This is a genomic window from Oceanobacter sp. 4_MG-2023, assembly GCF_030689165.1.
GTDB lineage: Bacteria > Pseudomonadota > Gammaproteobacteria > Pseudomonadales > Oceanobacteraceae > Oceanobacter.
In genome coordinates, this window is record NZ_JAUYVV010000001.1 from 104,848 (window position 1) to 119,571 (window position 14,724).

17 protein-coding genes and 2 tRNA genes are annotated in these 14,724 nt (G+C 52.2%); 1 reads left to right on the forward strand and 18 read right to left on the reverse strand.

Annotated elements, in window-relative coordinates; translation table 11 throughout:
- Positions 1–173: 173 nt before the first annotated feature.
- From purC to Q8W24_RS00490, 6 genes are all read right to left on the reverse strand, one after another.
- Entirely contained in the window at positions 174–884 is a 711-nt protein-coding gene (purC, locus tag Q8W24_RS00465) for a phosphoribosylaminoimidazolesuccinocarboxamide synthase (protein WP_303433749.1), read from the reverse strand.
- A 111-nt stretch (positions 885–995) separates the two neighbouring features.
- Complete coding sequence (locus tag Q8W24_RS00470; RefSeq protein WP_305474051.1) at positions 996–1,754, reverse strand: MBL fold metallo-hydrolase; 759 nt, start codon at positions 1,752–1,754, stop codon at positions 996–998.
- Complete coding sequence (gene bamC / locus Q8W24_RS00475) at positions 1,751–2,410, reverse strand: outer membrane protein assembly factor BamC (protein ID WP_305474053.1); 660 nt, start codon at positions 2,408–2,410, stop codon at positions 1,751–1,753. Before bamC ends, Q8W24_RS00470 begins: the two co-directional genes overlap by 4 nt.
- A 4-nt stretch (positions 2,411–2,414) precedes the next feature.
- Positions 2,415–3,290, reverse strand: a complete 876-nt coding sequence (dapA, locus tag Q8W24_RS00480; RefSeq protein WP_305474055.1) for a 4-hydroxy-tetrahydrodipicolinate synthase — start codon at positions 3,288–3,290, stop codon at positions 2,415–2,417.
- A 228-nt stretch (positions 3,291–3,518) separates the two neighbouring features.
- On the reverse strand, positions 3,519–4,577 hold the full coding sequence (locus tag Q8W24_RS00485; protein ID WP_303433756.1) for an AI-2E family transporter: 1,059 nt from the start codon (positions 4,575–4,577) through the stop codon (positions 3,519–3,521).
- On the reverse strand, positions 4,574–4,822 hold the full coding sequence (locus tag Q8W24_RS00490; protein WP_303433758.1) for a sulfurtransferase TusA family protein: 249 nt from the start codon (positions 4,820–4,822) through the stop codon (positions 4,574–4,576). The genes Q8W24_RS00485 and Q8W24_RS00490 overlap by 4 nt, the downstream gene beginning before the upstream one ends.
- 157 nt (positions 4,823–4,979) lie before the next feature.
- Here Q8W24_RS00490 and Q8W24_RS00495 point away from each other — a divergent pair, with 157 nt between their 5' ends.
- Positions 4,980–6,428: a M48 family metalloprotease gene (locus tag Q8W24_RS00495; RefSeq protein WP_305413806.1), complete on the forward strand. Its 1,449-nt coding sequence runs from the start codon at positions 4,980–4,982 to the stop codon at positions 6,426–6,428.
- 13 nt (positions 6,429–6,441) lie between these two features.
- On the opposite strand, the gene nadA is transcribed toward Q8W24_RS00495, so the two are convergent.
- The 12 genes from nadA to ruvA all read right to left on the reverse strand — a co-directional run bounded on the left by nadA (position 6,442) and on the right by ruvA (position 14,701).
- Positions 6,442–7,476, reverse strand: coding sequence for a quinolinate synthase NadA (nadA, locus tag Q8W24_RS00500; protein WP_305451380.1), 1,035 nt, complete (start codon positions 7,474–7,476; stop codon positions 6,442–6,444).
- A gap of 135 nt (positions 7,477–7,611) precedes the next feature.
- Positions 7,612–7,687, reverse strand: a tRNA-Lys gene (locus Q8W24_RS00505).
- Positions 7,688–7,841: 154 nt separating this feature from the next.
- Positions 7,842–7,917: transfer RNA gene (locus Q8W24_RS00510), tRNA-Lys, on the reverse strand.
- A gap of 59 nt (positions 7,918–7,976) precedes the next feature.
- Positions 7,977–8,744 (reverse strand): tol-pal system protein YbgF, encoded by a 768-nt coding sequence (ybgF, locus tag Q8W24_RS00515; RefSeq protein ID WP_303433763.1) that lies wholly within the window; start codon positions 8,742–8,744, stop codon positions 7,977–7,979.
- Positions 8,745–8,752: 8 nt separating this feature from the next.
- A complete protein-coding gene (pal, locus tag Q8W24_RS00520) occupies positions 8,753–9,316 on the reverse strand; it encodes a peptidoglycan-associated lipoprotein Pal (RefSeq protein WP_303433765.1) in 564 nt (187 codons plus the stop codon).
- Between the two features lie 28 nt (positions 9,317–9,344).
- Positions 9,345–10,604, reverse strand: a complete 1,260-nt coding sequence (tolB, locus tag Q8W24_RS00525; protein ID WP_303433767.1) for a Tol-Pal system beta propeller repeat protein TolB — start codon at positions 10,602–10,604, stop codon at positions 9,345–9,347.
- A 20-nt stretch (positions 10,605–10,624) separates the two neighbouring features.
- Positions 10,625–11,470, reverse strand: a complete 846-nt coding sequence (gene tolA / locus Q8W24_RS00530; RefSeq protein WP_303433769.1) for a cell envelope integrity protein TolA — start codon at positions 11,468–11,470, stop codon at positions 10,625–10,627.
- Entirely contained in the window at positions 11,467–11,916 is a 450-nt protein-coding gene (gene tolR, locus Q8W24_RS00535) for a protein TolR (RefSeq protein WP_303433770.1), read from the reverse strand. Before tolR ends, tolA begins: the two co-directional genes overlap by 4 nt.
- A complete protein-coding gene (gene tolQ, locus Q8W24_RS00540; protein WP_303433772.1) occupies positions 11,916–12,626 on the reverse strand; it encodes a protein TolQ in 711 nt (236 codons plus the stop codon). Before tolQ ends, tolR begins: the two co-directional genes overlap by 1 nt.
- A gap of 2 nt (positions 12,627–12,628) precedes the next feature.
- Positions 12,629–13,075: a YbgC/FadM family acyl-CoA thioesterase gene (locus tag Q8W24_RS00545; protein ID WP_303433774.1), complete on the reverse strand. Its 447-nt coding sequence runs from the start codon at positions 13,073–13,075 to the stop codon at positions 12,629–12,631.
- Positions 13,062–14,093: a Holliday junction branch migration DNA helicase RuvB gene (gene ruvB / locus Q8W24_RS00550; protein ID WP_303433776.1), complete on the reverse strand. Its 1,032-nt coding sequence runs from the start codon at positions 14,091–14,093 to the stop codon at positions 13,062–13,064. The genes Q8W24_RS00545 and ruvB overlap by 14 nt, the downstream gene beginning before the upstream one ends.
- Positions 14,090–14,701, reverse strand: coding sequence for a Holliday junction branch migration protein RuvA (gene ruvA, locus Q8W24_RS00555; RefSeq protein WP_303433778.1), 612 nt, complete (start codon positions 14,699–14,701; stop codon positions 14,090–14,092). The genes ruvB and ruvA overlap by 4 nt, the downstream gene beginning before the upstream one ends.
- Positions 14,702–14,724 lie beyond the last annotated feature (23 nt).

Consider the following 14,724-nt stretch of genomic DNA (forward strand, 5'->3'; position numbering starts at 1 on the left):
CAGCAGAATGCCAATATTATGTGTCGACCATCTGACAAAACGGCAATACCATTTATTTATTGCTTGCTATCTTTTGTCACGACAATCCAAACTGGTCAATCCGCTCGTCACAGACCCGGATACAAAAACAGGCCCTACGGCCTGTTCTGATCAATCAATCATGCTGTCACGTATCAAAACGTAATACCGATACGGCGTCCAACTTCCTCATAACCTTCAACCACATCACCCAACCCCTGGCGAAAACGGTCTTTATCAAGTTTTTCCCGCGTCGCCTTGTCCCACAAACGGCAGCCATCCGGCGAGAACTCATCCCCCAGCACAACCTCACCCTTATACAAACCAAACTCCAGTTTGTAGTCGACCAGAATCAGGCCACCGTCATCAAACAGGGTTTTGAGGACCTTGTTGACAGCAAAGGTCAGCTCTTTCATACGATCGAGGTGAGCGTCTTCGGCCCAGCCAAAAGAGCGAACGTGATATTCATTCACCATGGGATCGCCCAGCGCATCGTTTTTCAGGAACAATTCGAAGGTGACAGGATCCAGTTCGATACCTTCATCAACTCCCAAACGACGACACAGGCTGCCAGAAGACACGTTGCGTACAACGCATTCCAGCGGAATCATATCCAGCCGCTTGACCAGTGAGTCGGTATCCGACAACAAGGATTCAAAATGGGTAGGAATACCGGCTTCTTCCAGTTTGGCCATAATGAACGCATTAAACTTGTTGTTCACCATACCTTTACGATCCAGCTGCTCGACTTTTTTGCCGTCAAAAGCAGACGTATCGTTGCGGAATTCCAGTATCATCAGATCCTGATCATCTGTGCTGTATACCGATTTGGCTTTACCTGAGTAAAGCAGTTCGCGTTTTTCCATGGGAATCTCCGCCATTAAACAATAAATAATGAAGTATCCGCCTCATCGGCAGATAGCATCCTAATTCACAATATGAACGTATTAAACGGCTATAGAATGAACCTGCTGACGTTAAAACTCACACCAGTCAGCAACCCGGTTTTGCGCTAACAGGCGCACCGGCCTGTCGCTTAGCCCTGGTATAACTGCCAGTGCCTGCCCGACCAGGTCGGGGTGATTGTTTTTTTCACTGATATGCCCTGCCGTCAGGTGTTGCACTCCAGGCCAGTCGATACGTTGAATCAATTCCGCACACTGGGCGTTACTCAGGTGTCCGTAAGGCCCGGCGACACGCGCCTGCAATCTTGGTGGGTATGGCCCTTTGCGCAGCATATCCGGATCGTGATTTGCTTCCAGCTGCAAACCATGGCATCCCTGATAAGCAGCGACAACATGCGGCGTCAAACTACCAAGATCTGACAACACGCCTACTTTCAGACCCGCTGCTTCCACCACAAATTGCAGTGGCTCCCGGGCATCATGAGGAACCGTCACCGCCGCAACGGACATACCGGCTACCGAAGCGAGGTCTCCACCCGTGAGTGGCTTCCAGCGAGGATGATCGATCCAACCCATATGAATCGCCGTTCCTTGAGAGCAGTACAAGGGAATATCCAGCAACTCGCACACCGCCATCACGCCTTTGGCATGATCGCCGTGCTCGTGTGTCACCAGTACGGCTTCCAACTGACCCGCATCGGCCTGGGCCGATTCGATCCGCTGCAACAACGTCTTGCGGCTGAAACCACAGTCGATCAGCAGGCTTCTGCCCTGGTGTTCCAGCAGTGTTGCATTGCCCTTGCTACCGCTGCCGAGAGAAATGTACCTCACTTCTCCAGCTGTTGTTTGATCGTATTCAGAACCGATAAAGCGTAATCGTCTCCCGCCAGCTTATCGACATCTTCCAACAAGGACAGATACACACCGTGTCGTGCCCGGTTCATTTTCAACAAATAGGTGCCCGCAATCACTTCTGGCTCGGAACCCCAGAGTCTTGCCCACCAGCCACGCTCGTCATCCCGTTGCGGGCGGCTGATTTCCAGATAATAAGTACCCACACTGCGATTGAGGTCGGTCATATTCAGATCAGAGGCAGCAATGGCTTCTGTTACCGCAGCCCAGGCGTAAGCAAACTGACCATCCAGACGTAATATCTGACTACCGGAGCCGTCTTTTTCGATACGCGGATTAAGATCCAGCGAGCGATATTCATTCAACGACGTGGCCTGCTCTGACGAGCTGTCGTTGTCATCGATTATCAACGCTTGTGGTACGGGTAACTCAAAACTGTTTGGCCGGTCAGGAATCACGGCCAATTCAGGAATAGGTAAAGCATTCCGGCGCGCCAGTGGCTGTCCATCCGGGGTTGTTGCCTCGTCATTCTCTGTCGTGGTCAGATAATCATCAGCGCGATCGCGAAAACGATCACCAAAGATGGTACTGCAACCACTGACAGCAACCACAAGCACTACCAGCAAATACTTCATGAGATCAGATCAACCCCAAAGCTGTCATCGCCAACTCAACCTTGGGTGCATAACGACGGTCCATTTCGACCAGCGGTAAGCGGATACCGGATTCCATACGGCCCATGCGAGCCAGAGCCCATTTCACCGGAACCGGATTCGCTTCATAAAACATGGCGTCATGCAGTGGCATCAGCGTTTGTTGCAACGCCCGGGCTTCTTCCGCCTTGCCATCCAGAGCCAGCATGCACAAGTCGTGCATCAATTTGGGCGCCACATTGGCAGTGACTGAGATATTGCCTTTGCCTCCGGCCAGAATCAGCTCATGGGCCGTTGGATCATCACCGGAGTAAACCGCCATACGATCACCAACCAGTTCGATCAACTTGCGTGCCCGGTCGATATCGCCGGTCGCTTCCTTGATCGCCACAATCTGCTCAACATCCGCCAGAGCCGCCACGGTTTCCGGCAACATATCACAGCCAGTACGACCAGGAACGTTATACAGCCACTGCGGCACATCCACCGCCACCGCGATGGTTTCATAGTGCTTGATCAGGCCACGCTGGGGTGGTTTGTTGTAATAAGGAGTGACCAGCAAGCAGGCATCGGCACCGAGGTTTTTGGCTTCCTGGGTCAACTCAATTGCTTCGGTGGTGCTGTTGGCACCGGTGCCGGCAATAACCGGACGACGTCCGTTAACCAGTTTGACGACCCGATCAATAACAGCGCAATGCTCTGTCGTGCTCAGCGTTGCTGATTCTCCTGTTGTTCCAACAGGCAAAATCGCATCGGTTCCCTGCTTGATGTGGAATTCCACCAGGCCATCAAGAGCTTCCCAATCGAGAGAGCCGTCGGGATGCATTGGCGTAACCAGTGCCACAATACTGCCTGTGATCATGAAATTGTACTCCACAAAACGAACTTCCCCTGCCATCTTGATGGAAAAGCAGGGATCCAAAAAACAAGAGCGTAATACTACTGGTGCGACGTTATCGAGACAAGAGAGTCAAGCCGCTTGCGAGTGATTAGCGCCGCGCAAACGCTGATTATCCGCGCCCGGGCTGCCATTTTGCCACTGCCACCCAGTCATTGTTCAACTACCGCTCGATTACCGCTCAATTACCGCTCAATCATGACCGGTATGGCCAGGCCAGGACTGGATCACCGCCTTGAGCAAGGTCGCCAGTGGAATCGCAAAAAACACGCCCCAGAACCCCCACACTCCCCCGAATACCAGTACCGCAACAATAATGGCTACCGGGTGAAGGTTTACCACCTCTGAAAACAACAGTGGCACCAGCACATTACCATCCAGTGCCTGAATAATGCCGTAAACCGTCATCAGGTAAAAAAAGTCATTATTCCAGCCCCACTGCATATAGCCCACCAGAGCGATCGGGATTGTGACTACCGCTGCACCTATGTAAGGCACCAGCACCGACAATCCGACCGCAATCGCCAGCAAAGCAGCGTAATTTACTCCTAACAGCAAAAAGGCTACGTAGGTAACCCCACCCACAATAACAATCTCGACCACCTTGCCGCGAATGTAATTGGCGATTTGCAGATCCATTTCGACCCAGACTTCGTTCAACAAAGCACGCTGACGTGGCAAAAAATTCAGACACCAGGACAAAATATCGTCCCCGTCTTTCAACAGAAAAAACACCAGAATAGGTACCAAAACGCAATAAATCAGCATCGCCATCAGCACGGTAATGCCGGAAAGGGAAAAGCTCAGCGCCCATTGCCCCATCGATGCCAGTTCTTCCCGCGCCTGATGTACCCACTCCTGCACCTGAACCGTGGTAATCAGGTCAGGGTATTGTTCTGGCAACAACATCAGCAGCGCCTGACCTTTACTGGCCATTCGTGGCAGCTCATAAAAAAACTGTGACAATTGCGCCCAGGTGGCAGGCAGAATAAACAGCAACAGGGTCAACATCACCCCGACAAACATAAGAAACACCGCCACCGTCGCCGTCATATGCCCAACCCCGCGCCGTTTGAGGAACTGCATACTGCCCTGTAACAGATAGGCCACCACCACCGCGGTCAGGAATGGCGCCAGGACATTGCCCATAAAACCGATAACCAGCAAAAAAGTGCCGATCAGCAGCAACAGCAATAACGCTTCTTCATTAGAGAGATAGCGGTCGATCCAGCGCCCGAAAACCTTGATCATCGTTTGACTCCCTTGACAATCCAGTAGTGATATTCATTTCCTTCCCGGGAAGCCGACATAAGTTGGTGTTCCGACAATTCCAGATAGCGTGGTATATCACGCCACGAGCCGGCATCACAGGCACGTACCAGCAAGACATCCCCCACTGCCAGGCTTTTTAATGCCAGCTTGGTTTTAAGCAAGGGGAGCGGACAGCTCAATGCCGTTACATCGAGTAGTTGAGTATAATCATTCGGGTTAGACACACATTCCGCCATTTGCCACACTGCGAACCAAAAGAGATCTGGATGATCTCAGACACATGGGCCATTAAGCAATAATCTTGCGCACCACAGCACCTTGTAACAGTGAGTCAGCCAGACCATGTACTTTTCATTGACATCAAGATCCGGGACACACCGATTGAAACTCCGAAAAGCCTTGCTTGCGACTACCTTGCTGTTTGCTTTCAACACCAGTATTCATGCCGCCAGCAACGATTTGCCCGCACTGGGAGACGCAGCCTCATCGATTGTTTCCCTGCAAGAGGAATACGAACTCGGCCGCGCCTGGTTACGTCAGCTGCATGCACATGCCCGCACCATCGACGACCCGCTGTCCATCGAGTTTATCGAAAACCTGGTGTTCCGGATGATTCCTCACAGCGGTGCGCCACAGCAGGATTTTGACTTTGTCATTATCGACAAAAAAGAACTCAATGCCTTTGCAGTACCGGGCGGTGTAATAGGCATCAATCTGGGGCTATTACTGTACACCCGGGACGAAGATGAAATTGCTGCCGTACTGGCTCACGAATTGGCTCATTTGAGTCAGCGTCATTTTGCCCGCCAGGTCGAACGGGCAGAACAGCAGCAACCCATGGCCATTGCGACCCTGCTGGCCTCTATTCTGCTGATTGCAACCAATAACGCCGATGCCGGTTTTGCCGGATTAATGGCCAGTCAGGCTGCATCCATCCAGTCACAACTGGCCTATAGCCGCGACTGGGAACGGGAAGCAGACCGTATTGGTATTAACACCCTGGCAGAATCCGGCTTCGATCCACAAGCCATGCCATCCATGTTTAACCAGATGATGGCGGCCGGGCGCCTTGGTAAAAAACCACCGGAATTTCTGCTGACTCACCCGTTAACACTGAATCGGGTATCCGATGCCGCCGCACGAGCTGAAGGTTATTCCTCCCAACCGCGCCACCTGAGTTTTGACTTTGCCATTCTGAAAAATCGCGCCCGTATCCGTTATCAGCTCAGCGACAAACAGGTAGCGGCTACTTTTACTCCGGAAGCCGAAGCCACCGATAATTCATCGCTGACCCGGAATGCCGCCCGCTACTCTCTGGCCGAATACGCCTTGCAACATCAGGACAATGCAACCGCCCTACAGCAATTAAACCAATTGGATGCAAGCTACCAACAGTCCCCAGCTGCCCTGGCACTGTTGGCCAAGGCGCTAACCGCCACCAACCAGGCCCCCAAAGCGCTGGAGATGCTGACTCTGGCACTGACCTATCATCCCGGCAGTTATTTATTGATCAGCACCCGGGCCAATGTGCTTGCCGCACTCGGACGTGCAGAAGAAGCGGTCAACAGTTTGCGACCACTGACCGAGCAACGTCCAACCACCCCGGCGCTATGGTTTCAACTGAGCCAGCTGGCGGCCCAGGCGAGCCATACGGTACTGACGTATCAGGCCAGTGCTGAATACTGGTATTTGAACGGGGATTACACCAAAGCCAGCCGGCAAATGGATCTGGCTATCGCAGAAGCGGCCAAAAAGAAAGATTTCCAGCGCCAGGAGGCGCTGAAAGAGCGGCTAAAAGGCATGGCCGCCAGTCAAAAACAATTAGGGTAAAACAAACAGCCAATCAAATCTTAAAGTCCAACATTCGTTGCAGACTCCGAATCGCACCGACCCTCAGGGGTTCGGCAACAAATATTTCCTGATCGCCATTATCCAACACACTGGCAATATTGCGCAGACCGTTCATCGCCATCCAGGGACAGTGGGCACAACTGCGGCAAGTAGCGCCATTACCGGAGGTTGGTGCCTCTACCAGTAACTTGTCGGGTACCGCTTGCTGCATTTTGTAAAAAATGGCTTTGTCAGTAGCCACAATCAGCACAGGGTTAGGCAACTCTACCGCCGCCTTGATCAACTGACTGGTCGAGCCAACCGCATCGGCCAGCTCAACCACGGACTGAGGAGATTCCGGGTGCACCAGAATCGCGGCATCCGGATATACCAGCCGCAAATCCTGCAAGCCCTTGGCCTTGAATTCATCATGGACGATGCATTCGCTGTCCCAGAGAATCATATCCGCACCGGTCTCCCGGCACACATAATCCCCAAGATGACGATCAGGTGCCCAGATCAGTTTTTCACCCTTGCCGTGTAAATAGTTCACCACATCCAGCGCAATACTGGAGGTCACCACCCAATCGGCACGGGCTTTCACCGCCGCCGAGGTATTGGCGTACACCACCACGGTACGATCCGGGTGCTGATCACAAAACTCAGTAAATTCATCCACCGGACAACCAAGATCCAGTGAACAGGTCGCTTCCAGCGTCGGCATCAAGACCCGTTTTTCCGGGCTGAGTACCTTGGCGGTCTCACCCATAAAACGCACCCCGGCCACCACCAGGGTACTGGCTGGATGATTGGCACCAAAGCGAGCCATTTCAAGAGAATCGGCAACACAGCCGCCGGTTTCTTCCGCCAGCGCCTGAATAGCAGGATCGGTGTAATAATGCGCTACCAGGACGGCATCTTCGCGCTGCAGCAGCGTACGAATCTGTTCCTTGTAGTGAGTAATCTGGTCAGCGTCCAGTGGGGCTTCAGGAGTTGCCCAGAAATCCTGGACGATATGTCGTTGTTCTTGTTCAGCGGCCTGGGACATAGGGTTCTCGGATACCAGTCGAAATGCAAACAGGGCCAAGTGTAACACAGTAGAAAAGCAGGCAATGGCCACTGCGTTTAAGCGAATCGCAAATAAAAAAGGGAGAAAGCAATGCTTTCTCCCTTTTTTAGGAATTGGTGGGTCGTGCTGGATTCGAACCAGCGACCAATTGGTTAAAAGCCAACTGCTCTACCAGCTGAGCTAACGACCCGATACCTTCGTATTCTACTGACAAGGAATAAATTGTCAACCTTTTCAGTAAGTTACCCCATCCTTAAATCTGCGTCCGAACAAATCTCCGAAAGATTTTTGTTCATTTCGATCTGTAATTACTTGAGTAACTACAAACCAACGCCAGATTTTAATGGTGGGTCGTGCTGGATTCGAACCAGCGACCAATTGGTTAAAAGCCAACTGCTCTACCAGCTGAGCTAACGACCCGAAGGAGGCGCATATAATACTTAATTTTGGGGGAGTGACAAGTCTTTTTTAATAAAAATTTATTGTGCCGGTGTTATTTTTTCCAAATAACCCTCAGCCTGACGCACCGTTACAGGAGAAGACGTTGCATAACGTTCCTGGATAGTCTCCAACCAGTGTTGAGCTGCCGCGGTATCACCGGATTTGTGCAGGGTCACTGCATATTTGTAAGTCGCATCGGCCGCCTTGCTGTGATCAGGAAAATCATCAATCACCGTGCGGAAACTTTCCAATGCTGACGGATACTCACCCCGTACCAGATACACTTCACCGTTCCAGTACCAGGCATTGGCCACCAGCTCATCCTCGGGATATTGCTCAACAAAGCGTCCGAATGCCTGATTGGCCTGTTCAAATTTTTTGTCTCTCACCAGCATCATTGCCTGGTTATACACGTCCTGCGCAGAGGCTTCTGCTGATGCAGCAACAGCAACCGGTTTTTTATCGGCTTCTGTCGTCAGATACACAATACGCCGATCCAGATCCAGATAGCGATTGTCACCGTCCCGCTTGAGTTGCCGTAATTCGTTACTCTGCCGCTCAATCTGACCACGCAGTTCAGCAATTTCCTGCTGCATTTGCTCAACCTGCATCAACAACTCGTTGACCAACTCTGGAGAGGCACCGGACTGGGTCGTACTGGGAGAGGGAGAAGTAACAGCAGGTTGACTAACGGAAGCAGTCGATGACGCAGGAGTTACCACGGGGGCAGCTCCTACCGAAACCCACTCTTCCGCTTGCAGGCTGGCAGACAATGCCAGCGAACAAAGGAAGTACAATGATTTCATTAACGACTCTAGTATTTCACTTCAACGCGACGGTTTTTGGACCAGCTGGATTCGCTGTGACCCATGGCAACCGGACGTTCTTCACCAAAGCTGACAACTTCCAGCTGACTGGCACTGGCACCATTGGCCAGCAAGAAACGACGGACAGCCATACCGCGACGCTCACCCAAAGCCAGGTTGTACTCTACAGTACCACGCTCATCGGCATGACCTTCCAGAACAACGCTAGCCGAGCTGTTTGCAGCCAGGTAAGCGGCGTGTGCTTTCAGGGCAGCCAGGCTGCTGCTTTTGATTGAGCTCTGATCGAAGTCAAAGTAGAAGACAGTCTGTTCAAGCAACGCTGCTTCAGCTTCTGTCATCCGGGATTCCAGAGTCTCGCCACTGACTGCAGAGGTATCAACCGCAGTCGTGCTTGCGTCTTCAACCGTTTCTTCAACTTCGGTAACCACTTCTTCAACTTCAGTTACAGTCTCAGATTCGCCTTCGTTGATTTCACCAGTGCTTGAACATGCAGCAACCAGCAGTGCTCCCAGTGTTAACCCCAAGGCTTTATACAATGCATTTATTTGCATAACTGTCTTCCCACTCCACTTGATGTTTTTAGTTTTTAAAAATCGGGGACCACGCTGGCTCCCTTACATCGCCATATTTGGATGGCAATCGAAATTTGACGTCACCATCCACAGAGACTGCGGCTAATATGCTGCGATCTGCTTCACTGGCTGCATAAATTACCATACTTCCATTAGGTGCAACACTCGGTGACTCATCAAGGTCGGTATCTGTTGTAAGAATATGAACTTGTCCCGAATGCAGGTCCTGAGAGGCAATATGAAAGTTCTTGCCTTCCCGGTGCACATAAATCAATTTGCGCCCATCATCCGTGACTCTGGCTCGGGCATTATAGCTACCCTCATATGTTATTCGTTTGACAGCTTTGCTACTGACATCCAACTGATATATCTGTGGCCCGCCCGCCCGGCTGGAAGTAAATACCAAATGACGATTATCCATCATCCACTGTGGCTCAGTGTCAATAGCGTAATGATTTGTCAGTCGTTCAGTTTTGCGACTGGCAAGATCCATTACATAAATATCCGGATTCCCCAAATAAGACCGAACAAAGGCCAACCGCGTACCGTCTGGTGAAAATGCCGGTGCACTGGTCGATCCTTCCATTTGTAACACCAGCTCACGCTTGCCAGTCGCCAGCTCCTGAAAATAAATAGCACTGCGGCCACTTTCAAATGACACATACGCTACCTTCTTGCCATCCGGTGCCCAGGCAGGGGAAATAATCGGGTCCTTGGAAGTAAATACAAGCTGTTCCCTGGCACCATCGGCATCGGCATAATTCAAATTAAAGCGCGTACGTTCACGATTGGTCGTTACATAAATAAGCCGGGTTGAAAATACTCCAGGAATACCCGTCAGTTTTTCAAAAACATAATCACTGATGTAATGGGCGATATCCCGTAATTGACTGGCTTTGCCTTTAACCCGGTGCCGTAGTAACTCTACTTTCTGATGAACATCCAGAACATGGAATTCCATAGCATATCCGCTATCATCGATCGAAATACGGCCAATTACGACAAAATCCTGGCGCAAATTGCGCCAATCACTATAAGTAACCGCTTCAAGGGCCGTTGGCTGACTGATCATATTCGCAACCGGCAATACCTTGAAATAACCACTGCTGCCCAAATCGTTGGCAATAATACCGCTGATATCTTCAGGCAGCTGACCTTCTCCTTGCCATTCGAATGGCACAACCGCGATAGGAATCGCGGATTGCTTGCCTTGAGTCACTTCGATAACCAGTTCAGCCTGAGCCATGCCAGTCATCATTAACAGCATCAGTATGCTAATCCATTGTTTTACCACGTTGCATTCTCCGGTCTGAAAACCATGGTGAGTGTACGGAAACTGCGCTCGAATACCCGAACGTCTTTGGGAACCGGCAAGGGTGATGCCTTGAGCACCGCCTGTTCAACCGAGCGATCCAGCGCCGTGTTGCCACTGCCTTTGATAACCACAACACTGATGACTTCCCCGGTCGGAACCAGGTTGATACGCACCGTTACCTGCTGGTCGGGCTTGACTGCTGGCGGGTACAGCCAGCTGCGCTCAACTTTTTCTCGTACCTGGGAAACAAAGTCTGCCTCCAGCTCCGCTTCGACTTTGGCGCGCCGTTCATTCTCTTGCTGTTGTTGCATTTCCTGAGCGGCCTGCTCGGTTGCCAGTTGCTCCAGCAGTTGCTGTTCTTCTTCGCGTAACTGCTGCTCACGCTCGGCAGCGGCTGCCGCTTCTTCGGCTTCAGCTTTTGCCTTGGCATCCGCCGCGGCTTGTGCCTCAGCTTCGGCTTGCTGTTGTGCTTGCTGTTTTTTCTGTTGGGCCTCAGCCTGCTGCTTTTTCTTTAGTGCCAAAGCATCGGCTTCACGCTGCTTTCTGGCTTTCTCAGCCGCCTGTTTTTTCTTCAGCGCATCAGCGGCCTGTTGTTTTTGTTGTTGGGCATGTTGTTGCTGTGCCTGTTGTTGACGCTGCTGCACGGCACGATTTTCTGTTGCGACCACATTCGCAATAATATGTTTGGGCACCGGGGGCTTGATGATGCGCTCTGCCGCAGGCCATTGCAGCAAGAATAAGCCAGCAACACCGCCATGCAGCAAAATGGCCAGCATCACTGGTATCGAGTAAGACGACGGCTTAAACCACTGTTTCACTCGCCTGCTTCCGCATCCGGGGCTTCAGTAATCAGACCTACATCCGATATACCCGCCACTTGCAAACCTCCCATCAGGCGCACGACCTTGCCGTAGGCAACCTGCTCATCCCCTCGAATCATGACCCGGGTAGCCGGAACCTCGGCTTTTACCTTGGCCATATAATCCTGTACTTGCATCAGAGTCATCGCCGCGGGCTGGCCTTCTTCACGCTCGATAAAATACACACCCTGCTGATTCACGGAGATAACCAGGGTATGGTCATCAGGTTCAATTTCAACCGGCGTCGAGTCAACCCGGGGCAAGTTCACCTGGATACTTTGTACCAGCATGGGAGCTGTCACCATAAAAATCACCAGGAGCACCAACATTACATCGATGTAGGGCACAACGTTGATTTCTGCAACAGGCCGTCGTTTGGCCGCCGGTGGCTGCATTGACTCCATTATTTTTCCCCGCTTGCCGCAGGCTTGGCCCCTTGTTTCAACCGTAATGCCTGTCGGTACAGCAATGAAGAAAATTCATCGGCAAACGTATTCATGCCTGTCGTCAAGTGATCCACTCGCGAAACAAACCGGTTATAAAAAATAACCGCAGGAATGGCTGCCAACAGACCCATGGCGGTCGCTACCAGTGCTTCGGAAATACCCGGGGCCACGGTTGCAATGGTGGCCTGCTTGACCGAAGCCAAACCATGGAACGAATTCATAATGCCCCACACCGTACCAAACAGGCCGATATAAGGACTGGTGGAGCCGACGGTGGCCAGCATAGGCAAGTGAGCATCCAGCGCTTCCGATTCCCGGGTAATCGCAATCCGCATTGCCCGCTGGCAGCCCTGGATCATGGCATCCGGGTCATGCGTACTCTGCTGCCGCATCTTGCCAAATTCTTTCAGCCCCGCCATAAAGACGTTTTCGATCATGCTGGTCGTTTCTTTGGCCTGACACTCTCGATACAGATCATTGAGATCGGCACCGGACCAGAAGCGATCTTCAAAATCCAGCAATTGGGCACGGCTGGCAGATAGCACCCGGCTGCGCTGGAAGATCACAACCCAGCTACTCACCGACGCCAGCAACAGCATCAGCATCACCAGCTGTACAACAATACTGGCATTGAGCACCAGGCTGAAAATGGACATGGACTCGTTCACTGCTACTCCCTGACATCCGTTGAGTTCCCCGCGGCGGACAACTGATCCTGCATACGGGTGGTAATAATGGCAGGCAAAGCCATCGGCTTGCCTTCAAAGTTCATGGTGGCGATAACAACATTCGCAGTCACCAGCCGTTCATGCTCACCGCTGTTATTGATGCGACTGACCAGGTGCGATATGTGCAAGCGGGCTTTGCCGACCTTATCGACCTGCACCGAAACATTCAGTTCATCATCCAACCGGGCCGGTTTGCGGTATTTGACGTCAATGGCAGTTACGACAAGCAGAATACCCTGCTGTCGCAGTATTTCCTGGCCAATATCCATGGACCGCAACCACTCGGTTCGGGCGCGCTCCATGTAGCGTAAATAATTGGCATGATAAACGATGCCACCGGCATCGGTGTCTTCAATATAAATACGGACCGGCCAGTCAAACAGATTCATCTTGAGGCCCCAGTCGTGCCGGCAATGGCAAACCAAAATGCAGGTAGGCCAACCGGGTTGCCATGCGGCCTCGTGGCGTGCGGGTAATATAACCCTGTTGCATCAGATAAGGCTCCAGTACATCTTCGATGGTATCCCGTTCTTCACCAATGGATGCTGCCAGGCTGTCGACCCCGGCGGGGCCACCATCGTATTTTTCCATCAGGGTTAATAACAGGCGACGGTCCATATGATCAAAGCCCTGGGCATCCACATTCAACATGTTCAGTGCTGCATCGGCACAGGCCAGATCAACGCTGCCATCCCCCTTGACCTGGGCATAATCCCGTACCCGCCGTAACAGGCGGTTGGCAATCCGCGGCGTTCCGCGCGCACGACGAGCAATTTCCCTGGCCCCGGCGTGATCGACTTCCAGCTCCAGTAGTGAGCCTGAGCGACTGACAATGGTGCTGAGGTCGTCCTCATTATAAAACTCCAGTCGCTGTACAATGCCAAACCGGTCTCGTAATGGCGAAGTCAACAACCCCGCCCGCGTGGTCGCACCCACCAGGGTAAAAGGTGGCAGTTCTATCTTGATGGAGCGGGCTGCTGGCCCTTCTCCCACCATGATATCGAGCTGATAATCTTCCATCGCCGGATACAGTACTTCTTCTACCGCGGGATTCAGGCGATGGATTTCGTCAATAAACAGTACATCACCCGCTTCGAGGTTGGTCAGCATGGCGGCCAGATCACCGGCTTTTTCCAGTACCGGGCCAGACGTGGACTTGATCGATGCGCCCATTTCGACAGCAATGATATTGGCCAGCGTGGTTTTCCCCAGTCCGGGTGGACCAAACACCAGCGTGTGGTCCAGAGCCTCCTGGCGGGCACGAGCAGCACCAATAAAGATTTCCATCTGCTCCCGCACCACGGGCTGGCCAATATAGTCGTCAAGGGTTTTGGGGCGAATAGCACGATCTTGATGCTCTTCACCCGGAGCCGACACAGGACTGATAAAACGATCAGTTTCTATCATGCGTTACCCAGACTGTTTTTGAGGGCCAACCGAATCAGTTCTTCCGCGGTGGTCGCCTGATCCACAAACTTGTTCAGCATCCGGGCTGCCTCTGCGGGCTTGTAGCCCAGAGACACCAGTGCCGACTCGGCTTCCAACAGAATCATATCTGCAGACGCCTGCTCGGCATGATCCGCGGCTTGCCACAGCGGAGCCGGTGTCTGCCATTCTTTCAGGCGATCACGCATCTCCACGACCAGCCGCTCAGCCGTTTTTTTGCCAACGCCAGGCAAGCGGGTCAAGGCGGTAATGTCTTCATTATGCACACACATGGCAAAGGCATTAACATCCATACCAGACAAGATAGCCAATGCCAGTTTGGGTCCGACGCCGCTGACCTTGATCAGGGTCCGAAACAAGGAGCGCTGGCTTTTATCACTGAAACCATACAACTGGTGAGCATCTTCACGAATCGCCAGATGGGTATACAGCACCACAGGGGAGCCGGTATTCCCCAGGACGGCAAAGGTCGTCAGCGGGGCCTGCACCTCGTAGCCAACGCCATTGACATCAACCAGCAAATCCGGGGCGGATTTTTCGAGCACAACGCCCTGTAAACGACCAATCATAGCGATACCTGCACAAAAAGCGG